Source organism: Mesorhizobium sp. M0815, from assembly GCF_040319995.1.
Classification (GTDB): Bacteria; Pseudomonadota; Alphaproteobacteria; order Rhizobiales; family Rhizobiaceae; genus Mesorhizobium.
The window spans coordinates 15,919-40,910 of the sequence record NZ_JAMYOU010000029.1 but is presented as its reverse complement, the minus strand read 5'-3'; the positions used below and the strand labels follow the sequence as shown (position 1 = coordinate 40,910).

The 24,992-nt window shown below is 59.3% G+C and carries 22 protein-coding genes and 1 pseudogene; 18 read left to right on the top strand and 5 right to left on the bottom strand.

Going from position 1 to position 24,992, the window contains the following annotated elements; translation table 11 throughout:
• The first annotated feature begins 9 nt into the window (after positions 1–9).
• From NKI01_RS25135 to NKI01_RS25080, 12 genes are all read left to right on the top strand, one after another.
• Positions 10–483 (top strand): hypothetical protein, encoded by a 474-nt coding sequence (locus NKI01_RS25135; RefSeq protein WP_352965060.1) that lies wholly within the window; start codon positions 10–12, stop codon positions 481–483.
• 306 nt (positions 484–789) lie between these two features.
• Complete coding sequence (locus NKI01_RS25130) at positions 790–1,272, top strand: hypothetical protein (protein WP_352919093.1); 483 nt, start codon at positions 790–792, stop codon at positions 1,270–1,272.
• Positions 1,273–1,441: 169 nt separating this feature from the next.
• Positions 1,442–1,672 carry a hypothetical protein gene (locus NKI01_RS25125; protein WP_352919091.1) on the top strand — a complete coding sequence of 77 codons (231 nt, stop codon included), beginning with the start codon at positions 1,442–1,444 and terminating at the stop codon, positions 1,670–1,672.
• Between the two features lie 126 nt (positions 1,673–1,798).
• Positions 1,799–2,608 carry a tyrosine-protein phosphatase gene (locus NKI01_RS25120; RefSeq protein WP_352895528.1) on the top strand — a complete coding sequence of 270 codons (810 nt, stop codon included), beginning with the start codon at positions 1,799–1,801 and terminating at the stop codon, positions 2,606–2,608.
• On the top strand, positions 2,608–3,396 hold the full coding sequence (locus NKI01_RS25115) for a polysaccharide biosynthesis/export family protein (protein WP_352919089.1): 789 nt from the start codon (positions 2,608–2,610) through the stop codon (positions 3,394–3,396). The genes NKI01_RS25120 and NKI01_RS25115 overlap by 1 nt, the downstream gene beginning before the upstream one ends.
• Positions 3,397–3,433: 37 nt before the next feature.
• Complete coding sequence (locus NKI01_RS25110; protein ID WP_352919087.1) at positions 3,434–5,818, top strand: GumC family protein; 2,385 nt, start codon at positions 3,434–3,436, stop codon at positions 5,816–5,818.
• Complete coding sequence (locus tag NKI01_RS25105) at positions 5,706–6,965, top strand: tetratricopeptide repeat protein (RefSeq protein ID WP_352919085.1); 1,260 nt, start codon at positions 5,706–5,708, stop codon at positions 6,963–6,965. The genes NKI01_RS25110 and NKI01_RS25105 overlap by 113 nt, the downstream gene beginning before the upstream one ends.
• Entirely contained in the window at positions 6,962–8,278 is a 1,317-nt protein-coding gene (locus NKI01_RS25100; protein WP_352965059.1) for an O-antigen ligase family protein, read from the top strand. Before NKI01_RS25105 ends, NKI01_RS25100 begins: the two co-directional genes overlap by 4 nt.
• A gap of 466 nt (positions 8,279–8,744) precedes the next feature.
• Complete coding sequence (gene cysD, locus NKI01_RS25095; protein ID WP_352919081.1) at positions 8,745–9,650, top strand: sulfate adenylyltransferase subunit CysD; 906 nt, start codon at positions 8,745–8,747, stop codon at positions 9,648–9,650.
• A 2-nt stretch (positions 9,651–9,652) separates the two neighbouring features.
• Complete coding sequence (cysN, locus tag NKI01_RS25090) at positions 9,653–11,590, top strand: sulfate adenylyltransferase subunit CysN (RefSeq protein ID WP_352919079.1); 1,938 nt, start codon at positions 9,653–9,655, stop codon at positions 11,588–11,590.
• A 10-nt stretch (positions 11,591–11,600) separates the two neighbouring features.
• The gene (gene cysQ / locus NKI01_RS25085; protein WP_352919144.1) at positions 11,601–12,389 is read left to right on the top strand and encodes a 3'(2'),5'-bisphosphate nucleotidase CysQ; all 789 of its coding nucleotides are present in this window, start codon (positions 11,601–11,603) and stop codon (positions 12,387–12,389) included.
• 162 nt (positions 12,390–12,551) lie between these two features.
• Positions 12,552–12,785 (top strand): DUF6429 family protein, encoded by a 234-nt coding sequence (locus NKI01_RS25080; protein ID WP_352965058.1) that lies wholly within the window; start codon positions 12,552–12,554, stop codon positions 12,783–12,785.
• Between the two features lie 323 nt (positions 12,786–13,108).
• Here NKI01_RS25080 and NKI01_RS25075 read toward each other — a convergent pair whose 3' ends face one another.
• Positions 13,109–13,945, bottom strand: coding sequence for a PA3715 family protein (locus NKI01_RS25075; RefSeq protein ID WP_352919077.1), 837 nt, complete (start codon positions 13,943–13,945; stop codon positions 13,109–13,111).
• A 226-nt stretch (positions 13,946–14,171) separates the two neighbouring features.
• On the opposite strand from NKI01_RS25075, the gene NKI01_RS25070 reads away from it, so the two are divergent.
• Entirely contained in the window at positions 14,172–15,269 is a 1,098-nt protein-coding gene (locus NKI01_RS25070) for an AI-2E family transporter (RefSeq protein WP_352965057.1), read from the top strand.
• A 151-nt stretch (positions 15,270–15,420) separates the two neighbouring features.
• Here the strand turns inward: NKI01_RS25070 and NKI01_RS25065 are convergent, their stop codons facing one another.
• Complete coding sequence (locus NKI01_RS25065) at positions 15,421–16,425, bottom strand: TIM44-like domain-containing protein (RefSeq protein WP_352965100.1); 1,005 nt, start codon at positions 16,423–16,425, stop codon at positions 15,421–15,423.
• 363 nt (positions 16,426–16,788) lie between these two features.
• Between NKI01_RS25065 and NKI01_RS25060 the strand changes: the two are divergent.
• The 5 genes and pseudogenes from NKI01_RS25060 (at position 16,789) to NKI01_RS25040 (ending at position 21,662) form a co-directional block, all read left to right on the top strand.
• Positions 16,789–17,500 (top strand): annotated as a pseudogene (locus NKI01_RS25060) (FadR/GntR family transcriptional regulator).
• 15 nt (positions 17,501–17,515) lie between these two features.
• Positions 17,516–18,721 (top strand): mandelate racemase/muconate lactonizing enzyme family protein, encoded by a 1,206-nt coding sequence (locus NKI01_RS25055; RefSeq protein ID WP_352965055.1) that lies wholly within the window; start codon positions 17,516–17,518, stop codon positions 18,719–18,721.
• Positions 18,722–18,760: 39 nt separating this feature from the next.
• Positions 18,761–19,744 carry a sugar ABC transporter substrate-binding protein gene (locus NKI01_RS25050; RefSeq protein WP_502896359.1) on the top strand — a complete coding sequence of 328 codons (984 nt, stop codon included), beginning with the start codon at positions 18,761–18,763 and terminating at the stop codon, positions 19,742–19,744.
• Between the two features lie 203 nt (positions 19,745–19,947).
• A complete protein-coding gene (locus NKI01_RS25045; protein WP_031194994.1) occupies positions 19,948–20,928 on the top strand; it encodes an ABC transporter permease in 981 nt (326 codons plus the stop codon).
• A 2-nt stretch (positions 20,929–20,930) separates the two neighbouring features.
• Positions 20,931–21,662 (top strand): ATP-binding cassette domain-containing protein, encoded by a 732-nt coding sequence (locus tag NKI01_RS25040; protein ID WP_031194992.1) that lies wholly within the window; start codon positions 20,931–20,933, stop codon positions 21,660–21,662.
• Positions 21,663–21,714: 52 nt separating this feature from the next.
• Here the strand turns inward: NKI01_RS25040 and NKI01_RS25035 are convergent, their stop codons facing one another.
• The 3 genes from NKI01_RS25035 to NKI01_RS25025 all read right to left on the bottom strand — a co-directional run bounded on the left by NKI01_RS25035 (position 21,715) and on the right by NKI01_RS25025 (position 24,951).
• On the bottom strand, positions 21,715–22,629 hold the full coding sequence (locus tag NKI01_RS25035) for a sugar-binding transcriptional regulator (RefSeq protein WP_352484287.1): 915 nt from the start codon (positions 22,627–22,629) through the stop codon (positions 21,715–21,717).
• A gap of 183 nt (positions 22,630–22,812) precedes the next feature.
• Positions 22,813–23,868, bottom strand: coding sequence for an NAD(P)H-dependent glycerol-3-phosphate dehydrogenase (locus NKI01_RS25030; RefSeq protein WP_352642021.1), 1,056 nt, complete (start codon positions 23,866–23,868; stop codon positions 22,813–22,815).
• Positions 23,869–24,951, bottom strand: coding sequence for an ABC transporter ATP-binding protein (locus tag NKI01_RS25025; protein ID WP_352642019.1), 1,083 nt, complete (start codon positions 24,949–24,951; stop codon positions 23,869–23,871). It lies immediately after the preceding gene.
• Between the last annotated feature and the right edge of the window lie 41 nt (positions 24,952–24,992).

Below are 24,992 nucleotides of genomic sequence, written 5' to 3'. Positions count from 1 at the left end.
GAGTGGGAATTGTCGATCGGGAAGATAGCCGCACTTGCATTCATCGCGCTGGCATTTGCGGGCGGCTTCCTTTTTGTCGTTATCAACAAGGGAACAAACATTCGCACACCCGCGCCGGAGCCCGTGGAAGTCCTCACATCGTTCGGTGGCAAGCTTGCCATCCAATCAATCGACGATCTGCGGGTCGCCGGCCGCAAGATCGTGCTGTGCGGCGTCGCATTTACCAAGCCCCAGTCACTGCGCGCCATGGTCGCCGAGGCCATGCGCCGGGACTATCAAGGACTCGCCTTGACATGCAAACCCGTAGGCTTGGGGACGCCATGCGACGGCAACGTCGCGCCGAAATTCCGTGACGCCGTCGTCGTGCAGTGCCTCACCTCCGACGGCACGGATCTGGCCGCAAAGCTCGTCGAGGCCGGCATTCTGTGCGGGCAGCCCGCGCAGGCGGGCTCGACCTACAAGTCTTGCGCGCCAGGCTCGTAGCTCCTGCCTTCGGACGAAAGGCCCGGTGGACGACATCAGGACGTTGTCGGCCGCGGCCTGTGCAAGGCCTCGGAGCGATTGCGAGGAACGCCGGATTGCTCGTTGGCAACCCGCTCTATTGCGGCCGGCAGTAAAGATGATACATTTCGATGCACTAATGGTGTGTTCAATCAACCACACCGAAACCAAAAATTATCTCGCATCTGCGAAACGGGTTGGAATTGACGCGAAAAGCTGTTACGCGCATTTGACTATCTTGATGGTTGGGTGGGCCTCAGGTAACGTGGGACAGAAGGATTGATGCGGATGAACCTAGTTTTGAAGAGTGCGTTGGCCGGAGTTGTTGTGTTGGCCGGCTTCGCCCCGGTGTCGTCTTTCGCGCAGGATGGATCGTGCACCTGTGCAACTGCCTATACGGGCGTAAATCCGATCGGGTCGATCGGGAATGTCAATGGTGATGTGATGATCTCGCAGGTGGCTGGCTATGGTCCGGCGCAAGCGGGAGGCGCTCTTGATTTCGGCAGCCGCGTCGTGGTTGGCGGCAAGGGGTCTGCTTCGGTTAAAGTCGGCAGCTGCAATTTGAGCGTGCCGGCCAATTCGACCCTCGACATCTCCCGCGTCGACAACAAGATTTGCCTCAATGTCCTCGGTTCTGAGCACACCGCCCAAACGGGCGGCGGTAGCACCACCAACTACACGCCGGCCATTGTGTTTGGCGGCGTAGCTCTCGGCGCTCTTGGCCTGGGTCTATCGCAGGATGATGACCACGGCCAACCCGTTAGCGACTAAACTGACCGTAGATAGGGCAACAGCAGCAGAGGCGCATGGCGCTTCTGCTGTGTGTCTGTTTCTGGCGACGGAATGGCCTTGGCCTGTATGCTGGTGTCGTAGCCGGCGTATCAGTTGGATCGCATAGGCCAAGGCGACAAGCGGATGTCTGAGGCTAGCGAATGCCGGGATGAAGGGCGAAGTGCCGGTCATCCAGGCATCATGGCCGACTCGCAATCTTTGCTTCGCTGCTTCGTGTTGGTGCAAGTTTCAGATACGCCGTCCGGTAAACGCGACGATCAAAGTCAATCCTGGGGAGGGCGGCATGTGTGTAACGCTCGATACATCAGGCGCAGCTTTTGCCGCCGATCTGGCGCTGATCATCGGCCTGCATGATGACGACAACTCTGTCCGCCGGTAGCCGGGACCTGGCATCCATCGCGTCGCATGAACTTGACAAATGCGTCACTCGCTGTCTTGCGAATGACGCATTTATCTTTTTGGGGGATGCCGTCGCTACGTTGCTTCCCTGCAGTCACAAACGCCCATGATCGATCTGCATTCCCATATCTTGCCCGGTCTCGACGACGGCTCGCCCAGCCTCGCCGAATCGCTGGAAATGGCCCGGCTGGCGGTGGCCGACGGAACGACCCACATGGCGTGCACGCCGCACGTGACGCCGGGCGTTTACGAGAACGGAACATCGAACATTGTCCGGGCGGTTCAAGAGTTGCACCAGGCGCTGCGTAGCGCCGCCATACCACTTGCTCTCTACGTCGGCGCCGATGTTCACATAGCGCCGGATCTTCCGGACCAATTGGCGGCGGGCAGCGTGCCGACCTTGAACAGGTCCCGCTATTTTCTGTTCGAACCGCCGCATCATGTCTTGCCTCCACGAATGGAGGATCTTGCTCTACGCCTCATAAACGCCGGTTTCATCCCGATTCTTACTCATCCAGAGCGTTTGACCTGGATCAAAACGAATTACGACGTTATCGAGAGGTTGAATGCGGTCGGCTGCCTTATCCAGCTTACCGCAGACTCGATTGTTGGTGCTTTTGGACGCACGGCGCTTTACTATTCGGAAAAGCTGATTGACGAGGGCAGGGTGGATATCATCGCGTCGGACACTCATAGCGCCACGCGCCGGCGCCCTGGGCTTTCACAGGCGGTTGCCGCTGCTGCCAAGCGATGTGGGGAAGACGAGGCCCGCAACATGGTATTGAAACGTCCAGGCGAAATATTGGCGAACCGTCCCATCGAGCCGGTCGGCAAAGCACGTCCAAAGAACCCAACCGCCGGCAACGCCGGCCGTTTTGGAGGATTGGGCCGCCTATTCAAGGGCGGAACAGCGTGATGGGCATTTTTCATTTCACAAAAAGCCACATAGGCACAACACTCGTCTTGCTGGCTTCGCTTGCAATGTCGGCATGCACGAGCACCTCGTCGACGACATCTGCTTCCTCGAGTTCGGTCGATGCGCTGCAATTGACGTCGTCATCGACGCCACTTTCGGGCGGCGGCGCGCTGAAGGTAGTGAAGGATCTGCCTGCACCGCAAAATACCCAGAACGGCAGCGAGCAGCCTTTGTCTCCGAACGATGTGCTCGAAGTGAATGTATTCCAGGTCGACAATTTGAGCAGAACGGTTCAAGTCGACTCTAGCGGCCAGATATCGCTTCCGCTTATCGGAACCATTACCGCGGCAGGAAAAACCGTCCGTCAGCTGGAGCAAGAGATCGAGACGGCCTACGGCGCCAATTACCTGCAGTCGCCTGATGTGACGATTTTCGTCAAGGAGTCAATTGGGCAGCGCATAACCGTCGATGGCGAAGTCAACAGAGCCGGTATCTTTCCAGTGACGAGTAACTCCTCGCTTCTTGACGCGATTGCTCTGGCAGGAAATTTCAGCCCGGTTGGGGATGCAAGCAAGGTCTTCGTCTATCGCAATATCGGCCAGAATACCTTGGTTGCAAATTACAACGTGGAGGAAATTCGTGCCGGCAAGGCCCGTAACCCGCGGATCTACGGTGGTGACAAGGTTGTCGTCTTTGCCTCAAAAACGAAGATTGCGGTCAACAATCTCAAGGACGCGCTAGGCATAGCCTCCAGTGCCGCGCGAATTGCCGTCATCCCAGGGATATAGCCCGCAGCCGGTCAGTCGAATAGGATCACTTCGCACCATGCTCGATCGCAACAGGCAGCATCAAATTGCAGGTCCAGGACATGGCCAAGCCTTGTCCGCCGACCTTTATTATGACGGCGGGCAAAACTACAGCCCCTACGGTCGCGATTATTCGGAGCAGGAACAGGGTTTCAATCCGCTCAAGCTGTTCTTTTACGTCGTCCAGTATCGGTGGCTGTTCGTCATCATGGCGGCAGCCGGGCTTGTCGCCGGTGTCATCATCACGATGATGCAGACGCCGAAATACCAGGCAACGACGCAGTTGGAAGTGCTGGTCCCTTCGGCCAAGATATTTCAAGACATCGAGGTGGTTTCTGAAAACAGCGACCTACGTGCCTTTCTCACCGCACGTGAAAAGCTTAAAAGCCGTGCGCTGGCGCAGCGTGTTGCCTTCCAGCTTGGCCTGAGCGAAAAACCGGATTTCCTCTTCCCTACGCCGAACTTCTCGCTCGGCAATATCTTGTATCGCGCTTTCGGAATTTCCAAGTCACCTTCCATTCAGGAGAAAACGCCGGAGGAGCGTGAAGAGATTGCGATCAAGCGCATTCTAAACGACCTCGCGGTCAGTCTGGTCACCAACACCAGCCTGCTTTCGATCACCTTTGTTGATCAGAATCCGAAATATGCCAGCGACATCGCCAACCAGGTCGCGCAAAGCTTTATTGACCAACGCCTCGACCAGACCAGCGAAACATCCGATTTGGCACGACAGTTCATCCAGGAACAGGTCCTGCAGGTGAAGCAGAAGCTTCAGAAGTCGGAAGAAGAACTGGTCGCGTATGCGAAGGATGCCGGCATCACGATAACCGGTGACGACAAGTCGCTGATCGGATCGAACATCGAGGCGCTGAACACCGCACTTGCGACTGCGATTCAGGATCGTCTCGATGCTGGACGTGTGGTGGACCAGATAGATAAAGGCCGCGGTTCGAGCTTGGCCCCCGTCCTGGAAAGCGAAGGTCTGCAAAAGCTCAGTGAAAAGCTGGCGGATTTGACCAGCCAGTATCAGCAGAAGCTGGGCATTCTTAAGCCCGGTTTTCCCGAAATGCAGCAGCTTCAGTCACAGATCAAGGAGTTGCAACGGCTCTATAACAACGGCGTGCTTGCCATTACAGATTCACTGCGGCTGAAATATCAGGAGGCGCAGAACAAGGAGGCCGACCTCAAGTCAAAACTTGCTGAGATGGAAAAGCAGCAGGTTATTTTCAACGACAAGAACATCAAATACACAATCCTCAAGCGCGAGGTCGATTCGAACAGGTCACAATATGACAACCTTATTGCCAAGCTGAACGAGGTTGGTGTCAGCTCCGAGCTCAAGACGCAAAGTGCGGCAATCGTCGATTTCGCGGCGGTGCCGGATCGCCCATACTCGCCGCGCTTGACCATCAATCTTGCGATCGCGATGGCTCTGTTCTTGGCGCTGAGCGCATCGATCATTTATGTCATCGAGCTGCTGAACAACACCTTTACCAGTCCTGAGCAGATCGAAAAGGAGCTTGGGTTGGCGATGCTGGGTATCTTGCCCCTCGTCGACGATCGGGAGCTCTCAGCCAGCATTGCCGATCAGAAGTCCGGGCTGTCGGAGGCCTATCGCTCGCTTAGAACGTCGCTGCAATTTTCCGGTGCGGAAGGCGCGCCACGATCGCTGGTCGTCACGAGTTCGGAGCCGTCGGAAGGCAAGTCGACCACATCGTTCAAGCTTGGGCAGGATTTTGCGGCTCTTGGCGCAAGAGTTCTCATTGTCGACGGCGATCTTCGGAAGCCGAACCTTCATCGCCTGTTTGGTCTCGACAACACGATCGGGCTCAGCAATCTGCTGACAAATACCGTTCGCAAGGAAGATCTGACGAATATCTTCAGGGCAACGAAATATCCCAATGTGACCGTTTTGACCTCTGGGACGATCCCGCCAAACCCTGCGGATCTGCTCTCCTCACCGAAGATGGCTCTGATCATAACCAATCTCGGCAAGCGTTTCGATCTTGTCATTATCGATGCGCCGCCGGTCGTCGGTCTTTCCGATGCTCCTATTCTCAGCCGGCTCGCTGAGGGCACGTTGATGGTCATCTCGACCAATCAGGTGACACGCAAGTCGGCCAAGACCGCGCTGAAGCGCCTGCGATCTGCCGGCGCAAACGTAGTGGGAGCCGCGATGTCAAAGTTTGCGGTGAACAAATTCGACTACAACTACGCCTACAAATACATGAACTATCAGTACTACAACTACGGCACGGACACGAGTACTCCGAAGATTGAGGGCAAAGTCGATGATGGAGCAGGCCAGCCCGCTTATGCAAAATCTGCGGCGTTCAAGCGTTTGGTTCGTCGCATCCGTTCTGGTGTTGGTGGCTTCCTCGATCGGGCTAAGTCGATTTCTTGAAACCGAAACGCCAACCGTCTCTCTTGCGCTGGATCCGTTCAACGTCGACGCCTTGATAGCTGAAATCACCAGCGACCTGAACGATACGAACAATGCTCCCGATCTTGATGCATTGCTTGCCAGGGCCAGAGGCGCGCTCGCCTTCAATCTGGCGGATGCGCGTCTCTATAGCCTGATTGGCGAGATCAAATACCAACAGGGCGAAAAAGACGAAGCCTATATGCTTTTCGATCAAGCCCGAAAATTGTCCAAAACAGAGATCCACGCGCTGCAGAGATCCATTAGCCGCAATATCGAAGCAGGTGATTTGCCGAAGGCCGTTGGCGAGATCGACGTATTGTTGCGGCGATGGCCGGACCAATTTTCGGCAATCGCCGCAGGCATTCCGGCAATTCTTTCAAACCCTGACGGGTACCGGGCCGTGCTGACGGCCATAGAGGCAGAGGCGCCTTGGCGAGCCAGTGTGTTTGACGTCCTTGATAAAACTCCCGGTGGGCTCGACTTGGCAAATCGGCTGCTGCTCGATTTGACCGGGTCAAGCGCACCGCCGACATCAAGCGAATTGTCTGCCGTGATCAAAGGTTATATAAGCCAGAAGGAGTATCAGCCAGCATATCGACTATTTCTTTTCAGCCTTACCGATGAAGAACGGAAACTGGCAGGATATATTTTCAATAGTGCTTTCGAGCCGGTGTCCAGCCACAAACCTTTCGATTGGCAGATCAACAATCAGTCCGGGGTGGAGATCTCGTTTGCAACGTCTCGCGATGCGGTCGAGGGCGAGGGGGGCGCGACCGTCCGGTTTCTAAACACACCGGTCAAGAGTGCGGCGCTCGGGCAATATATTGAACTCCCCCCTGGTTCGTATAAAATATCGTTGATTGCTTCCGCGAGAAACCTGAAGCTTCCAAAAGAGTTATTCTGGTCGATCCGATGCGTTGATCAGGTGAACGAAATAGCTCGCTTTAATATACCGGAGGGCACGTTCAATCGTCAGACCTTTAGCCAGGATTTTTCGGTCGGACCGGTTGCCTGCCCCATGCAATTGTTGAAGCTGGATACCGCCGCCATTGCCGAGAGCTGGCGATTTCGATATGTCGGCACTCTGGTAATGCACAAATTGAACATTGAGAGACTTCCATCTTGAACGACCGGCCGTCGGAATGGGATAAATATCTCCTTGGCACGGTCCTGTTTGTATCGCTGCTGATCGGCGGTGGTACTGCAAGCGGTCTTTACACAGACACTCTGATCGAGATCGCGGCAATAGTTTCGGCCGCGGCTGTCTTCTCGCAAACCCCCGACCAGAGAATCCCCCGGCCCGTCCTGTGGCTGCTGGTCTTCGCTGTGGCGTTGATCCTTTTGCAAATTGTCCCACTGCCCGCGGCCATATTCAACGGGTTGCGGCCGGAACTGCTGCTCGGAGATCCCTGGGTCGGAGAAAGCCGATTTCGCTTTATCAGCGTTGGGGTCGGCCGCACGGTCGAAAGTCTGCTCTATCTCTTAGCCGCAGCAGCGTTTTTTTTAGCCGTATTGCGGCTGCGTGCCGAGCAGGTCAGTGCGCTTCTTCCGTTTCTCTTCATGGGGGTTATCTGCAATGGTTTGGCAGGAGCGATCCAATATTCGCTCTCAGACGACGTCGCTATCGTCGGACTGTTGCCTTTTACGATCAATGCCGGGCTTTTTGCCAATGTGAATCATTTTTCGGCGTTGCTTTTTGTGTCTATCCCCTTCGTCGTCTATTACGGTCTGTTCCGCGGACATCTTTTGTCTGGATCTTTCGGTTTGATCGCGCTTTTGCTGCTTCTTTTGGCGGCCGGTTCCCGCGCCGGTGTTCTGATCGGGCTGGCGATCACAATATTATCCGTGATCTTTCTCTCAGCTCGTTCAAGGGTGAGTGGGTTCAGCGTTCTCCTGATTTTTATCGGGCTTTCGATCTACACGATGAGCGTTTGGACCAAGCTGGATGCACAGGCGCTCGACCCGGCGTTCGGGCGAGGCGAATTTGCGCGAACCACAATCGAGGGGATCAAGGATAATTGGGCGACGGGTGTCGGATTCGGGAATTTTCAAAAATCCTACCAAATATACGAAAGAGAGGGCATGATTTTCAAGCAATACGTAAATCATGCCCACAATGAATACCTTGAACTAGCCTTCGAAGGCGGAATTCCTGCTATCTTACTTATGGTAGGCTATTTCGCACTGCTTTTTGCTGCATTGGCCAGGGTTCGCCGCGACCCGCTTCAGAAGGCGGCATTCCTCTCGGTATCGTTTCTTCTCATTCATTCTCTGGTCGACTATCCGCTGCGAACCGAGGCGTTGGCGATGACCTTTGCCTATATGAACGCCATCATCTTTCACAAAGGATTTGCGGAACGCTTGGGCCGCAAGAGCGAGATGATCGAGATCGACCACAACGGTGACAAGCTACTTGTTCCCATCGGAACTTCGTCTTAGCCATCTCGTCGCCGCTGCTGGCCGTTGGCTGAATGAGGCGGACGACTGTCAGGCGAGCACCCTGACCGCCGGCTCCTGCCTCTCAACCCTCCCAAGCCTAATGCATGTCGCGCAAAAGTGTGCAGCGGTTTTGCGATAACGACCTGCATGAAAACAAGAGCCTTTAAAGCGCGTCGCATGAGGCCGATCGAACGCGACGCGCTTTAGCCAATATTTTCCGGCACCTCCTAAGCGGCATCCGTCGCTGAGCAGGAATTTCCCGATTTTGCCGGCTGTATGGAAAATTCATTCCCGAACCATTCGGCCGCAGGCTTGTCTTGCATTGGTCTGGGCAGGAACGATCTGCTAGAACGCCTGCACGAGAATAGATTATACGGAAGTGCAGCTTGAACCGGGCGGCTAAAGGTCGCCTCCGTTGACGATACAGGCCCTTCCGTAAATGGGTACGAAAGAACGCTCACAGTCCATGAACATCGCGCTTACGCACCTTCAGCGGCTCGAGGCCGAGTCTATTCATATTTTTCGCGAGGTGGCCGCGGCTTTCGCCAAGCCGGTCATGCTCTATTCGGTCGGCAAGGATTCGTCCGTGCTCATGCACCTGGCGATCAAGGCGTTTTATCCGGCCAAGCCACCCTTTCCCTTTCTCCATGTCGACACGACCTGGAAGTTCCGCGAGATGATCGCTTTTCGCGACCAGATGCAGCAAAAGCTCGGCTTCGATCTCCTGGTCCATGTCAATGAAGACGGCGTGCGTGACGACATCAATCCGTTCGACCACGGCTCCAACACCCATACGCATGTGATGAAGACGGTGGCGCTGCGGCAGGCGCTCGACAAATACGGGTTTGACGCAGCCTTCGGCGGCGCCCGTCGCGACGAGGAGAAGTCGCGCGCCAAGGAGCGGATCTTCTCGTTCCGTAACGCCCAGCACGTCTGGGATCCGAAGAACCAGCGGCCGGAGATGTGGAAGATTTTCAACACCCGCATCGCTGCCGGTGAATCGATCCGGGTGTTTCCGCTGTCGAATTGGACCGAGCTCGACATCTGGCAGTACATTCTCCAGGAAGACATCCCGATCGTACCGCTGTACTTGGCCAAGGAGCGGCCGGTCGTCGAGCGCGACGGCATGCTTATCCTGAGGGATGACGAGCGCATGCAATTGCGGCCCGGCGAGACTGTGGAGAACCGGATGGTGCGGTTCCGCACGCTCGGCTGCTATCCGCTGACCGGCGCGATCGACTCGGAAGCCGACACTCTGGAGGCGATAGTCGGCGAAATGCTCACGGCGCGCACTTCCGAGCGGCAAGGTCGCCTGATCGACCGCGACGAGGCCGGCTCGATGGAAAAGAAGAAGCGCGAGGGGTATTTCTGAGTATGCGCCACATCATGGCCAAGAGCCTCGCCCCGACCGACGGCGTCCGCGACTATCTGGCGGCGCAGGAACGAAAGTCACTGCTGCGCTTCCTGACCTGCGGCTCGGTCGACGACGGCAAGTCGACGCTGATCGGGCGTCTGCTTTCCGATACCAAGCAGATTTTCGAGGACCAGCTGGCCACGCTCGAGCGCGATTCGCGCAAGCATGGCACGACCGGCGACGACGTCGACTTCGCGCTGCTGGTCGACGGCCTCGAGGCCGAGCGCGAGCAAGGCATTACTATCGACGTCGCCTATCGCTTCTTCGCCACGCCAAAGCGCAAGTTCATCGTCGCCGACACGCCCGGCCACGAACAGTATACCCGCAACATGGCGACAGGTGCATCGACCGCCGATCTCGCCATCGTGCTGATCGATGCCCGCCAGGGCGTACTGCGCCAGACAAGGCGGCATTCGATCATTGCCTCGCTTCTGGGCATTCGCCACATCGTGCTCGCCGTCAACAAGATCGATCTTGTCGGCTTCGACGAGGCGGTCTTTAAACGGATCGTCGCGGATTACGGGCAGTTCTCACGTGAACTCGGCTTCCAGACGATCGTGCCCATTCCGATGTCGGCCCGCTACGGCGACAACGTTACTGGCCGTTCCGATAGGACGGACTGGTATTCCGGCCCGACTCTGATCGAACATCTCGAAACTGTCTCGGTCGACGAGGCCGCGGTCGAATTGCCATTCCGGTTTCCTGTCCAATATGTGAACCGTCCCAATCTCGATTTTCGCGGTTTCGCCGGCACCATCGCCTCCGGCTCGGTTGCGCCCGGCGACGAGGTTGTCGTCGCGAAATCGGGCAAGTCCTCCCGTGTCAGGCGCATCGTTTCGCATGGCGGCGACCTTCAGCAGGCTGTCGCCGGCCAGGCCATCACCCTCGTCCTCGACGACGAGGTCGAGGTCTCGCGCGGCAATATGCTGGTGTCGCCGGCAGCGCGGCCGCAGGTCGCCGACCAGTTCGCCGCCAACATCGTGTGGTTCGACGAACATGCATTGCTGCCCGGCCGCTCCTACATCCTGCGCACCGAGACCGACCAGACCAGCGCCACCGTCACCGACCTGAAATACCGGGTCAACGTCAACGACTTTGCCCATGAGGCGGCCAAGTCGCTTGAAATGAACGAAGTCGGCATCTGCAACATCTCGACGCGGTCGCCGATCGCCTTCGATCCGTTTGCCGAAAACCGTACCACAGGCGCCTTCATCCTGATCGACCGCATCACCAATGCCACGGTCGGCGCCGGCATGATCCTGCACACGCTGCGCCGCGCCGAAAACATCCATTGGCAGTCGCTCGATGTCGGCAAGCGCGCCCGCGCCGATATGAAGAACCAGCGGCCGGCGGTGTTCTGGTTCACCGGGCTTTCGGGCTCGGGCAAGTCGACCATCGCCAACCTCTTTGAAAAGAAGCTCTTCGCCACCGGGCGCCATACCTACATTCTGGATGGCGACAACGTCCGTCACGGCCTCAACCGCGATCTCGGCTTCACCGACGCCGATCGTGTCGAAAACATTCGCCGCGTCGCCGAAGTGGCGCGTCTGATGGCCGACGCCGGGCTGATCGTCATCGTGTCGTTCATTTCGCCGTTCAGCGCCGAGCGGCGCATGGCGCGCGAATTGATGGCCGACGGCGAATTCGTCGAGGTGTTTGTCGACACCCCCTTCGAGGAATGCGCCAGGCGCGATCCGAAGGGTCTTTATGCGCGGGCATTGAATGGCGAGATCAAGAATTTCACCGGCGTCGATTCACCATATGAGGCGCCGGAAAAACCCGAAATCCACCTCAAGACACTCGGCAGATCAGCCGAGGAGATGGTGGAGGCCCTGGAACACTGGCTGATCGAGCGTGACATTGCCGAAGACCAATATGATAGCGGCGGCGGCATCTGACGACGAAGCGATGCTCGCCGTCTTCGAGCGCCTTGCCTTAGCGGCGGGGCGCGAGGTGATGCGCGTGTTTCATGCCGGCTGCGCGGTCGACAGCAAGTCGGACAGTTCGCCGGTGACGGAGGCGGATCGCGAGAGTGAAAAGATGATCCTTACCGGGCTGCGCGCCGCATTTCCGGAGATTCCATGCGTGGCCGAGGAAGAAGCTTCGGCCGGCATCATGGCGCCGGATCTCGGCGATGCCTTCTTCCTGATCGATCCGCTCGACGGCACCAAGGAATTCGTCAACCGTCGCACCGATTTCACCGTCAACATCGCGCTGGTTCGCCATGGCGTGCCGGAGATTGGCGTCGTTTTTGCGCCTTGCACCGGGCGCTTCTTTTCCGGCCGGCCGGGCAAGGCGGAAGCGATCGAGATCAATGACGACTACGAGATCGTCGATCGCCAGCCGATTTCGGCAAGGGCCGGTGTGGCGCCGCTGACCGTCGTAGCCAGCCGGTCCCACAACACGCCTGAGACCGAGGCCTATATCCGGGCCTTGGGCGCTGCCGAGATCGTCTCGGTCGGCTCATCGCTGAAATTCTGCCTTGTCGCCGGCGCCGAGGCGGACGTCTATCCACGCTTCGGCCGCACCATGGAATGGGACACTGCCGCGGGTGACGCAGTGCTACGCGCTGCCGGCGGCATGACGCGTACGCTGGACGGTAAGCCGCTCGCCTACGGCAAGCGCAACCAGAGCGATGACGAGGATTTCGCCAATCCGCATTTCATTGCCAGCGGCAAGGCTGCCACGGCCGCTTAGGCACGATGATCAACTCCGATCCCGACTCGTCGCCCCGCAAGTGACGCTGTCGCACACGCGACGCCTAAGTGAAGCACTTATTTTCAGCCGAACCCTCGCGGCAAGGAGTAACCATCCGGTGTGGCCCGTGGCAGAGACGCCTTCGCGTGTTAGACTGCTTGCATGGAGATCGACACCGACAACATTGACGATACTGTTTTGGGCCTGCTTTGGCTGACACTGCATGACGAGAGGCGCGCCTGGAAGGAGTTGGATTGGGATGCTCTGGATCGCTTGCACGGGAAGGGGCTGATCGCGAATCCAGCAAACAAGGCGAAGTCAGTGGTTCTGACAGATGAAGGGCTGCGGCGTGCGGAGGAGCTATTCCGAACCCTGTTCACCCACCCGGCGCCATGAGCCAGAGCGCTGGACGGGCGCCTAAGCTGATAGCGCACATGGCTGAATTTCGGTACCGGCGGCGCGCTGACCGCAGGCGGGACGGCCAGTGCTCTCGCCGTGCGGCCAAATTCGTCTTCGTCACCTACGCCAACGGGCGCATCCAGTCTGTTAAGGCAGTGGCAGAGAACACCGCAGCCGCGAACCTCAAATGTCGACGGCATTGGCGCGAAATCCATCCGCAAGATGCTTTCTTGAGCGCCCCTACCACGAGAGAATTGATGGCCGATACCTTTCAACCGGAATTGATGGCAGTGACGACTTAAGGCAAGGACGCGGCCTCGTCACAACCCCATCACTTTGAGTGCCGTGGGAACCGGATAGCGGTTGCCGTCGTAGCGCAGGCTGTAGGTCCGTTTCACAGGCTTGCCGGGATGGGATTGGCATTCGCCATCCTGGTCGGGGGAGGGATTGTCGGTATCTGTCCGCTCAACCGCGGTAATGTCGTGATAGCCATGATGGCTCGCCGGGCTCATAGCCAGGCTGATCCGGCTGGAATGAAAGAATCCGGCGCAACTACCATTGCTGTCGCCGCCAGAGCCGGCCACCACGAGGCCGTCGAGCACCACGTGGAGTTCACCGCGGGCGAGAGCGTAGAGCCGCAGGTCGGTTTCAGTGAAGGGAGCGGTCAGCGAATGGTGTTCCATTTCGATGCGTAGGCCGAATGCGGTGACATCGGGGGCCAGAGCATAACGGCCGGTGTCGAATTCCACCTTGCTGATGACAATTGCATCATCGGTCATCAGACCGGGCTGGAGCAGACGCTGGCGCACCCGCAGGCTCTTCCTGTCGACGACCAGAAGCTCGATATCGCCGACATGCAGGTGGTCGCCGTTACCGCTGTCGATCAGTGGCACCGCGACCAACAGCAGGTCGTCATGGGCTGGCCAGATCTTGCAGACCAGGCCAAATGGCGCTTCGCTCTCCGGGAGCGTTGAGGCGATGCTGGTATGCGGTTCAAGCGTGAACGAGGTGCCGTCGGCGCTCTTTCGAGCCTTGGGATAGGCCTGCTGCACCAGGGCGGCGGCATCGCCGCAATCGCCCGCCGCGGCCCGGGCGGAGGACAGGCCTGCGGCGGCGAGGTCGAGGAAAAGGAAGAGGGTATGCAGCAATATTCGCATGGGTTTCTCACGTCGCAGCGCTGGATGCGGGCAGGCATGTCTACGCGAGATTGGTGGCGGCGCACAGGGCTAACGGAAGCGGCGGCATGGTCGGTTGCGGCAGGGCCGTCGGCACGGCGATAAGATTGGCGCCTCCTCGGCAGCCTCACCGCAGGAGTACCGCAGCCGACGCTGCCCTTTTTTCAAGAAACTCATTAGGCTCGCTGGGCTTGCGAGACAGCGAGAGGTGCCCGATCTGAAACAGATGCCGGACGTGAAACAATTGAGATTGCTCCGCGTCCTGGCAGCGACGGCGATCGGTCTATATGTCTGCTATCTGCTGGCGTGGCCTTTTTTGCCCGCCTTGACCTGGGCGCTCGTCCTGGCAATCATCCTGTCTCCGGCTCATCGCTGGGTTGAGCGACGGGTCGGAAATCGAAACTTGGCCGCGCTGATATCGGTGACCGTCGCGGCGATTGCCGCCGGCCTGCCGCTGGTACTCGTCGCACAGCAGCTCGTTCGCGAGGCGGTAAACGGAGCCACTTATCTGGAGGAGGTCGTCCGTGATTGGGACGCAGACGGCTTCATCTCTGGCTATCCCACGCTTTCGGCTGTTGCCCAATGGATTGAGAACCAATTCGATCCAGCCGGCTCCGTCGCAGCATTCGTACAATGGCTGACGGGACAAAGCACATCGCTGTTGCGTGGCTCCATCTATCAGGTCGCGATGTTCGGCCTGACATTTTATCTTCTGTTCTATTTTCTGCGCGATCGCCAACATGCCCTGAACGCCGTCGCGGGCCTTTCTCCCCTGCGCGCTCCGGAGACAGCATACATCTTGTCCCGCTTTGCGGAGACCGTCCATGCGACACTGCTCGGCACCGTGTTCGTCGCCGCCGTCCAGGGAACATTGGGTGGCCTGATGTTCTGGTGGCTCGGCCTGTCCACCCCGGTCTTTTGGGGCCTTGTCATGGGGCTTCTTGCCATCGTGCCGGTGCTCGGGGCGTTTGTGATCTGGGTGCCCGCGGCGGTCTATCTCGCACTGGAGGGGGCTTGGGCCAGCGCGGCGATATTGACCGTCTGGGGTGGCGTAATTGTCGGGGGCATCGACAATCTGCTCTATCCGATGCTTGTCGGGAATCGGTTGCGCCTCCACACGGTGGTGGCCTTCATCGGCTCGGTCGGCGGCATTGTCTTGTTCGGTGCATCCGGCCTTGTCCTCGGCCCCGCGGCGATCGCCATCACCATCAGCCTCATTGATGTGCTGAAGAATCGATTGACTGACCCGCCCGACGCGGCGACGACGCGCCCTACTGAGCTACCGCATCAGTCCGTGACGGATTGAACGCGAAGACAAGGTCAATGCTGCTCACAAATACGGTGGTCTGACCGTGACCCTACCCAAGATCAAGCGCCGGAAAGGGCGGCTTGGCCTTCGAGTGATAGCGGCAAACCTGAACAACCTCTGGGCAGACATTTCAATCAAGGCAAGCACATCAGCCAGGCTGCTGTATCGCGGCGAGCTTCCACTCTGCGCCGTTCTGGCGCGTAAAGGTCCACAGTTCGGTCGTCTCCGTCGGCCGATCGGCCTGGCCCTCAATGATCTTGTCGCTGATACGATCGCGGGTCACGTCGCGAGACTCATAGCGCAAAGCAGCCGTCGCGTAGTCGCGATCACCCTCCTGCCAACTTTCCGCAATATCGGCCTCCAACAGGCTGACGTCCGACACGTCGTTCCTGACGCCCTTTTTGGCATTGTCGGCAAGTTCCTCGGACAGATAGGACACCATCTCGGGCGTCGCCAACCGGCGCAAAGCAACATGATCTTCGCGTCCGAATGCGTCCTGAACTTCCGTCAGCCTTTGCTGGAACGTGTCGAGGTCGGTTTGGGTGAGTGTGATCTCATCGGCAGCATTGGCTTGGGAAGGATTGGCTTGGCTCGTTCCGCCAAATCCTGACCCAATGCCTGGCATGGCGAAAGCTGTGGCGTTGCTCGACTCGGGCCGGGCTGCAGCACTTCGCCCAAAGGTCCCGGTGCCCCGCGAGGCACCGGCCATAGCGGGCGCCGGGCTTTGCGCCGCCTGCGAGCGGAAAAAGCGGATCGCCAGCATGATCGCGCCGCCGATCACCAGTACTTGGAGCAAAAGACCCAACATGCCGGCCAGGCCGCCGAACCCATGGCCCAGTAGAACGCCGATCAAGCCGCCGAGCAGCAGCCCCCGCATCATCGATCCACCGAGACCGTTGAAGAAGCCTGGGCGCTGGAATACCTGCGGCTGGCGGGCCGCATTGTTCGTTGCCGCATTGGGCGTCATCGAGCGCTCGACCGGTGCGGCAGGCTGTGGCGCCGTCCTGGTCGGCGGGACCGGCTGGAAAGTGCGCATGCCGCGACTGCCGAAGCTGCCGCCACGGCGCGCATCGGCGTGATCCACAGCGACCATGGAAAATGCCAGGAACAATCCCGCAAACAAAACTGCAAACCGTCCCCAACGCGAAATCAACATAGGCAAGTCCTCAAGTGACACTCTGTCCACCCATATGGGGTGCGTCGATCGAAATATCAGTGAATCGTCCGCCGAGAAAATTCGAACGACATGGTCGGCGGCCCGCCGCTGTTCACGAGAATGTCGAGCGCGCCAAGCAGACGATCACCTGCTCGACCGCGTGGGCTCCTGCACCCGGCCGACCGGCGCGTCAAGAGCATCTTTCGTGCAAGCCTCTTGCCATCGGTCTCCTGGCGACGACGCCGGCCCGCCTGATCTTGACATACATCTTTCTTGCATACTATCAACACATATGGAAAACCTGCCATACAGGTTTGCCCTTCTGAACTATACAGGTTTGCCCTTCTGAACTGTGATCGCGTGAGCACGGCCGTATCCGCAAAACATTCCGACGCAGCGAGCCTGGTCAGCAATACGATCGGCGAGATCACGCGCCATATTCGCGCGCATGAACTCGGGCCCGGCGACCGGCTGCCCAGCGCTTTCGAGACAATTGAGCGTCTCGCGTACCGTGGTTCGCGAGGCCTTCAGCTCGCTCGCTGCCATGCGGCTTATCGACCTGAGGGCAGGCAGACGAGCTACCGTCGCCGAGCTGGATTATGGCGCCATGTCACTGGTGATCGAGCATGGCGTCCACACGGAACAGATCACGGTGCAGCAAATCTACGACGTGCGCCGCACGATTGAGACCCGCACCGCCATGCTGGCGGCCTTGCGCAGAACAGCCGACGAAGTGGAAAGGATCAGGACGCACGCGCTCGCCATGCGCGAGAATTTCCAGCAGCCCGAACAGGTCATGGAGCACGATCTCGCCTTTCACATCGAAATCGCCAAGGCTGCAAAGAATCCGGTTTTCAGCCTCATCGTCGGCGCGTTCGAGCGCGTATCGCGGCAGACCTGGCCGATCGGCTGGCGGAGCCGCCCTTCGGATGCCGAGCAGTTGGCGATGATCCAGATCCATATCGAGCTCGCCGAAGCAATCGCGACCGGTGATCCCCAGTCCGCTCGTGACCTGATGGCGAGGCATTTTGACGAGAGCGTCAAGGCCCTGCTGGCGGCCGGCATCGCCTGAGGAGCGGGGCGCGCAATGAAGATCACGAAACTGGAAACGCTGCGGCTCAAGGAGCGGCCGAACCTTCTCTGGGTTCTGGTTCACACGGACGAAGGTCTCGTCGGGCTGGGCGAGACCTTCTTCATGGCCGAAACCATCGAGACGTATTTGCACGAGTATGTCGCACCGCGCGTGATCGGGCGCGACCCCTTGCAGATCGACCTGCTTGCCGCCGATCTCGTCGGCTACCTCGGTTTCCGATCGACGGGCGCGGAAGTCAGGGGCAACTCCGCTTTCGACATCGCGCTTTGGGATCTGTTCGGAAAGGCCACGGGTCAGCCGATCGCACAACTCCTCGGCGGGTTCACCCGGCACGAGGTCAGGACCTACAACACGTGTGCTGGAACCGAATACATCAAGAAGGCCACGGGCCAGACGACGGCCAATTACGGGCTGGATAAGGCCGGCGACGCCTATGATGATCTGAACGGCTTCCTTCACCGCGCCGACGAACTGGCGCATTCGTTGTTGGAGGAAGGCATCACGGCCATGAAGATCTGGCCCTTCGACATGGCCGGCGAGAGAACGCGCGGCTTGTATATTTCGCAGCCCGATTTGAATTCCGCGCTGGCGCCATTCGAGAAAATCCGCAATGCGGTCGGCGACAAGATGGACATCATGGTTGAATTCCATTCAATGTGGCAGCTGCTGCCGGCCATGCAGATCGCCCGCGAGCTTGCCCCCTACAAGACCTTCTGGCACGAAGATCCGATCAGGATGGACAGCCTGTCCAGCCTGAAACGCTATGCCGAGGCTTCGCTGGCGCCGATATCGGCTTCGGAGACGCTCGGTTCTCGGTGGGCCTTCCGTGACCTTCTCGAGACCGGGGCGGCCGGCGTCATTATGCTCGATATCAGCTGGTGCGGCGGGCTCTCGGAGGCGCGCAAGATCGCTGCCATGGCTGAAGCATGGCACCTGCCGGTCGCGCCGCACGACTGCACCGGTCCAGTTGTGCTCGGCGCATCGACCCACCTGTCGCTGAATGCGCCGAACGCACTTGTCCAGGAGAGTGTCAGGGCCTTCTACAAGACCTGGTACCGCGATCTTGTGACCGCTTTGCCGCAGGTGAAGAACGGCATGATCACCGTGCCTCCCGGACCGGGCCTCGGCATGGAACTGAACCCGGAGATCGATTGCGCCTTCACGGCGCTTCGACGGGTGACTGACGCATCGACTCTCTGAAAATGAACCTGAAGCAGCTTTCTACGGAGGAGGAGAACCATGAAGAAGCTACTTATCTCGGCAGTCTTGGGAGCAGTACTGGCTGGAGGCTCGGCAATCGGCTCACGCGCGCAGGAGCCGATGAAAATCGTCTTCACACATCATTCGTCGGCGTCAAACCCGTTCTGGCAAGCTGTGAAGAAGGGGTTTGACGACGCCTGCGCCAAGATCCAGGCCAATTGCCAGATGGTCTTCACGCAGACCGAAGGCTCGATCGAGCAACAATCGGCCAACATGCAGGCGGCGCTCGCGGCAAACCCGGACGCGCTGATCACCTCGATCGTCGACAACAATGCCTTCGACCAGATCATCGCCGACGCCCGCGCTGCCGGCGTCACGGTCATCGCGTCCAATGTCGACGACACCGAGGGAGCAGCCGGCAATGCCCGCCAGGCTTTCATCGGCCAGGGCTTCATTCCCGCCGGCTACGAACTCGGCAAGAAGATGTCCGAGTTCTTCCCCAAGGAAGGCAAGATCAGGGCGCTCGTCGGCGTCTCCGCGCCCGGTCAGAACTGGTCGGAACAGCGCGCTGCCGGCGTCATGAAGTTCCTTGAGGAATACAAGGCCGCGAATGGCGGACGCGAAGTGGTCATTGAACGGCTCGACACCGGCACAGATGGCGCCGTCGTCGCCGATCGTGTTGGCGCCTATCTGTCTGCCCACCCCGACACCACGGTGTATTTCGACACCGGCCTTTGGCATGCCTACGTCGCCCAGGTGCTGATCGATCGCGGCATCGAGCCGGGCAAGGTGCTGATGGGCGGCTTCGATATCGTCTCGGAAGTCCTGCAACAGATGGAAGCGGGTTACATCCAGGTCCAAGTCGACCAGCAGCCCTACATGCAAGGCTTCATGCCGGTGATGGAAGCCTATCTCGCCAAGAACATCGGTCTGCTGCCGGCAGACATCGACACCGGCAAGGGCATCATCGTCAAGGAAGACGTGCCAAAGCTCAAGGAACTGGCCGCAAAGGGCGTGCGGTAGGCACGAAGCCGGCGTCCTCTCCTCGTTCATACGGGGAGAGGTCGGCTGGACAAGGGGGAGGGCCAGCCAACACGGTCTTGGGCGTTGGCTCCGTCCCCATCCTCCAGCGGCATCTCCCCGTCAAGGGCGGTAGAAGACAGACTGCCGCCATCCCCTTTGCCGATGCGATAACCAGCGGAAACGATCCCGAGCCGGAGCGAATGATGAAGCGTTTGATGAAGATTTATCTGGAGAAGCCGGAGCTTGCGGCGGTCGTGTTCCTGCTCCTGCTCCTCATTGTCTTTCAGATTCGCTCGAACGGCGTATTTTTGAACACACAGAACCTTCGCGGAATGCTTGGGCTGCTGCCCGAAATGGGGCTGGTCGCGATCGGCGTGACCCTGCTGATGATATGCGGTGAGTTTGATCTTTCGGTGGGCTCGGTCTTTGCGCTGACCCCGATGACCATGGCGGTGATGCTCGCGGCAGGCGTTCCGTTCGCGCCGGCCTTTGCCGCCGGCCTCGCGATCGCTGCCCTCATCGGCTTCTTCAACGGGTTCATAACGATTCGTTTCGCGATACCAAGCTTCATCACCACGCTTGGTATGCTGTTCATCGCGCGTTCGCTGACGGTGGTAATCTCCGGCGGCTTCCCTCCTGTCATACCAGCTAACGCTCTGCCCAAATGGCTGTTTACGGTCTATGTGGGACCGGGCGACCTCTTTCGCATGTCGTTCTTCTGGTTTCTCGCCGTGGCAATCCTGGTGACCGTGCTCCTGTCGCACACGAATTTCGGCAACTGGGTGCGCGCCACCGGCGGCTTTCTGCCCGCCGCGCAATCGATGGGCATCCCGACGGCCCGGGTGAAGGTCGCCTGCTTCATGATCTGTTCGGTGCTCGCCGGCTTTGCCGGTACCATTCAGGTGATGCGGCTCGGCGCCCCGCTGCCGTCGATCGGCGAGGGGCTGGAGCTGCAGGCCGTGTCGGCCGCCGTCATCGGTGGCGCCTCGCTGGCTGGTGGCATCGGCACCATCTTCGGCGGCATCATCGGGGCTGCTCTTATCCGCGTCATCGACAACGGACTGGTGCTGAGCCAGGTTGACGCCAACTGGTTCAAGATGGCGATCGGCTTTCTGACTATCTTCGCGGTCGTCATGAACGCATGGCTTCGAAAGCGGGGCAGGGCAATGAAGGTGGAGACCTGATCATGGCGGCCCCCATCATCGCGATCAAGGGACTCCAGAAATGGTATTCCGGCGTCCACGCCTTGAAAAACGTTACGCTGGATATCTATCCCGACGAGGCACTGGGCCTCGTCGGCGACAATGGCGCCGGCAAATCGACGCTGATCAACATCCTCTCAGGCACCCAAAAGCCCGATGGCGGCGAGATCAGGATCGAAGGTGAACCGGTCCGCTTCTCTAACCCGCGCGATGCCATGGAACGCGGCATCGAGACGATCTACCAGTACAATTCCATGGTCCCGACCATGACCATCGCCCGCAACGTTTTCATCGGACGCGAGCCGGTGAAGGGTTCGGTTTTCGGTATCGGCATCCTGGACCAGAAGCGCATGCGTGACGAAAGCGTCAAGGCGATCGCCGATGTCGACCTGCATCTGCGGTCGCCCGACGCGCTGGTCGGCGAACTGTCGGGCGGCCAGCGCCAAGGCGTGGCGATCGCCCGGGCCATGCATTTCAAGTCGAAAGTCATGATTCTCGACGAGCCAACCAACCATCTCTCGGTGAAGGAGACGCGAAAGGTGATCGGCTTCGTTCGTGGCCTCAAGGCCCAGAACATCACTAGCGTCTTCATCAGCCACAACATGCATCATGTTTTCGAATGCTGTGACCGGGTCGTGGCGATGGCGCGCGGAGAGATCGTTCTGGACAAGCCGATCGGCGAGACTTCGATCGAGGAAATCCACGAGGTGCTGTGACGTGAAGAAGCAATCACTCGCGAGCCACTCTGCTGGTGGAGATCAGTCTGCGCTACGACTTTTCCGCAAGAATAGCCTCAGCGGTTTTCTCGTCGGTGATCAGCACATCGACGACTCCCAGACGCAACACGGCGCGCAGCACCGGAACCTTGTCGAGGCCGCCGGAGGGCAGGATCACAGTGTCGACGTCGCGCAGATGTTCGGGGGCGAGGCCGATGACGCGGCTGTTTAGCGGATGATCGACGAGTTGTCCGTCGGCGCCGATCCAATGGCCGCAAATATCGCCGACCGCTCCGGCTTCGCGGAGTGATCTGAGATCATCGTCTCCTACCAGTCCGATCCGAAAGATGGTGGCGTCCTTGTGCACCGCGCCCACCGAAACGAAAGCGGCGTCAACGTCGCGGGCATGAGTGAAGGCGTCTTCCAGAATAGACTGGCGCATAAGCAGATCGCGTGTGGCCTCGGTATCCGTGAACACCGGTGCTGCGATGTAGAAGCATTCCGCGTCGAAGAGCGCCGCGAGCCGGGAAGCGATCTCGTAGATGTTGATCGCCGATCCACGTGTGAGCCCGCCAAGCAGGGAAACGATCGACATTCCTTTGACCGGGCGCACGGTCACCGACCGCAGACTGAGCTGGAGCGTCCGCCCCCATCCCACGCCTACCGATATCCCGTCACGGATTCTAAGCGACAGGGCTTCGCCGGCGGCGGCTGCGATGACCTGTGGCACCAGAGCAGGATCCGGCGGTGTCGGGACCACGATTGGATCCGAGACACCATAGGCGTCCCGCAGCCGGTTCTCCAACTCGATGCAGTTCGCCACCTTGGAATTGATGCGAATCTGAACGATCCCCCGCTGGCGCGCATGCGCCAGCATCCGGTTGACGCGGAGGCGGGTCAGGCCAAGAGACTTGGCGATTTGCGCCTGGGTGAGGTCACCGACATAAGCAAGCCAGGCGGCGCGCACGAGCAGCCCTTCCTCGCGATCGGCCGTGACGGAACTCGTTACGGCTTGGCGGCCGTCGCGTTTCTTTCGTGCTGGTTTCTCCATCAGATCATCCTGTCCACTCCGCGGCAGCGGGTCCAGAGCGGGCTCGGCCGAGCCATGTGCTCATCGATATGAGGCATCAATCGAGTTTCCCCGGCTCCGCTAGCCTCGATGATAGCGGTCGAAGGACAAAACCAGCGGAGCATCATGGCAAATCGCGTCGATGATGGCAGTCGTCAGCGGCAGGCGATCATCGGGAAGTACACCCCGGCCCATCATATTCTTCAAAGCCTGACCAAGGTCCAGCGCCAGTTGCGCCCCCTCGACCGTGTCCGAACTCATATGTTCGCGCTTCGCCACGGAATAGGGCAGGCCGCGGCCGAGCAGGCGTCCCATGCGACCGTTACGGCCCGCCTGGCAGGTCACATAAAGATCGCCGGAGCCGGCCAGCCCCAGCACTGTTTCGATTTTTCCACCCAGAGCTTCGACCAGAATCGCCATCTCGGCGAGGGACTGCGAGAAAAGCGACGAGGCAAGGTTGTGCATGAGCGCACCGTTGGGCGCCTTGCCGTCGCGCTCAAGCAGCCCGACGGGAGCCCCAACGGCGAGTGTATAGAAGTTCTTGAAAGCGGCGCAGATCTCGACGCCAATGAGATCGGATGATGGTCGCGCATGATAGAAAGGCGCGCGCAGAATGCGTGACGCCGCGGCCACCTGGTCGGGATCGTGTCCGGCCACGATCACCGAGGTATCGCGCTGTGCGGCCAGTTCGCCGGCAATGCAAGGTCCGCCGACGGCCATTACCGGGATCGACAAGCCAGTACGTTGCTCAATCTCGCGGGCAAGCAGATGCGGCAGGATTTCGATGCCTTCGTCGCTCGCGGCGAGTCCTTTCGTAATCATCAGTATCGGCACGGGCGACTTGATGCTTTCAGCAATGCGGTCGATCGCCCAAGGAACGCCGGCCGACGAGACGCCGAGTACAAGCAGGTCGGCTCCATCGTTCATCGCCGTCCCGAATTCGGTCCAGGAACAGGCGGCCACCGCGTCAGGCAGAGTGATGTTGAGGCGAGGGTGATGACCTGTGTCGGCCACAGAGCTGACGATCTCCTCGTCGAGATGGGTGCCGACAAGAGTGATGCGGTTACCGGCGTGAGCGGCCGGAAGCGTCATGGCGGAGCCCATGACGCCAGCGCCGAGGATAATGATCTGCGCCATTCAGCTTCTTTCCTTGTCCAGCCGCTCGCCGCTGCCTTGGTCGAACAGGTGGATTCGCTCAGGCGCTGGCTCCAGGTGGATCACAGCTCCAGGAGAGAGCTCCATGCGATCATGCAGCACCGAGCAGATCGCAATGTTGCCCATGGCGGCAAAGATATGGATTTCGGGGCCAGTCGGCTCGACAACCGTAATCCTCGCCGGGATGCCGCGCCCGTCTGCCACAGGTCGAAGATGTTCGGGCCGAATGCCATAGATCACCTTTTGGCCGGGCCGGACCGCGGCCTCTGGCGGAAGCGGGAGGGATAGCTCGTCGGTCCGCACCACCCAGGCGTCGCGCTCGGAAGCCACCTCGCCATGGAACATGTTCATTGCGGGCGAGCCGATGAAGGAGGCGACGAAGAGGTTTGCCGGGCGATCGTAGACATCGAGCGGGCGCCCGATCTGCTCGATGTGGCCGTCGCGCATGATGACGATGACATCGGCCATGGTCATGGCCTCGATTTGGTCATGCGTGACATAGACTGTGGTGGTCTTCAGCCGCTGGTGGAGCTCCTTGATTTCCGTCCGCATTTGCACGCGCAGCTTGGCGTCGAGGTTGGACAGCGGCTCGTCGAACAGGAAGACAGTTGGGTCTCGCACGATGGCGCGACCCATGGCGACGCGTTGCCGCTGGCCGCCCGAAAGCTGGCGAGGGTACCGTTCCAGATAGGGCGTCAGATTGAGGATCGACGCCGCCCATCCCACCTTCTGTTTGATTTCTTCGTTGGGGCGTTTCTTCAACTGCATGGAAAACGCCATGTTGTCGAAGACGGTCATGTGCGCGTAAAGCGCGTAATTCTGGAAGACCATTGCGATGTTGCGGTCTTTGGGATGAAGCGTGTTGACGACCCTGTCTCCTATCGTGATCTCACCGGACGTGATGGGCTCGAGACCGGCTATCATGCGCAACAGTGTGGACTTGCCGCAGCCGGACGGCCCCAACAGAACGACGAACTGGCCATCCTCGATAGAGAGATCGAGTCCATGGATAATCGAGAGGGCGCCATAGTCCTTCTTTATGTTGCTGATGGTGACAGACGCCATAAATTGTTATCCTTCGATTGCTCTTGCCGGTTGGGTTCCAC

Coding starts and splice junctions, on each gene's coding strand:
- NKI01_RS25130 (WP_352919093.1), top strand. CDS start 790: ATGAACCTAGTTTTGAAGAGTGCGTTGGCCGGAGTTGTTGTGTTGGCC.
- NKI01_RS25125 (WP_352919091.1), top strand. CDS start 1,442: ATGAAGGGCGAAGTGCCGGTCATCCAGGCATCATGGCCGACTCGCAAT.
- NKI01_RS25120 (WP_352895528.1), top strand. CDS start 1,799: ATGATCGATCTGCATTCCCATATCTTGCCCGGTCTCGACGACGGCTCG.
- NKI01_RS25115 (WP_352919089.1), top strand. CDS start 2,608: ATGGGCATTTTTCATTTCACAAAAAGCCACATAGGCACAACACTCGTC.
- NKI01_RS25110 (WP_352919087.1), top strand. CDS start 3,434: ATGCTCGATCGCAACAGGCAGCATCAAATTGCAGGTCCAGGACATGGC.
- NKI01_RS25105 (WP_352919085.1), top strand. CDS start 5,706: ATGATGGAGCAGGCCAGCCCGCTTATGCAAAATCTGCGGCGTTCAAGC.
- cysD (WP_352919081.1), top strand. CDS start 8,745: ATGAACATCGCGCTTACGCACCTTCAGCGGCTCGAGGCCGAGTCTATT.
- cysN (WP_352919079.1), top strand. CDS start 9,653: ATGCGCCACATCATGGCCAAGAGCCTCGCCCCGACCGACGGCGTCCGC.
- cysQ (WP_352919144.1), top strand. CDS start 11,601: ATGCTCGCCGTCTTCGAGCGCCTTGCCTTAGCGGCGGGGCGCGAGGTG.
- NKI01_RS25080 (WP_352965058.1), top strand. CDS start 12,552: ATGGAGATCGACACCGACAACATTGACGATACTGTTTTGGGCCTGCTT.
- NKI01_RS25075 (WP_352919077.1), bottom strand. CDS start 13,945: ATGCGAATATTGCTGCATACCCTCTTCCTTTTCCTCGACCTCGCCGCC.
- NKI01_RS25055 (WP_352965055.1), top strand. CDS start 17,516: ATGAAGATCACGAAACTGGAAACGCTGCGGCTCAAGGAGCGGCCGAAC.
- NKI01_RS25050 (WP_502896359.1), top strand. CDS start 18,761: ATGAAGAAGCTACTTATCTCGGCAGTCTTGGGAGCAGTACTGGCTGGA.
- NKI01_RS25045 (WP_031194994.1), top strand. CDS start 19,948: ATGAAGCGTTTGATGAAGATTTATCTGGAGAAGCCGGAGCTTGCGGCG.
- NKI01_RS25040 (WP_031194992.1), top strand. CDS start 20,931: ATGGCGGCCCCCATCATCGCGATCAAGGGACTCCAGAAATGGTATTCC.
- NKI01_RS25030 (WP_352642021.1), bottom strand. CDS start 23,868: ATGGCGCAGATCATTATCCTCGGCGCTGGCGTCATGGGCTCCGCCATG.
- NKI01_RS25025 (WP_352642019.1), bottom strand. CDS start 24,951: ATGGCGTCTGTCACCATCAGCAACATAAAGAAGGACTATGGCGCCCTC.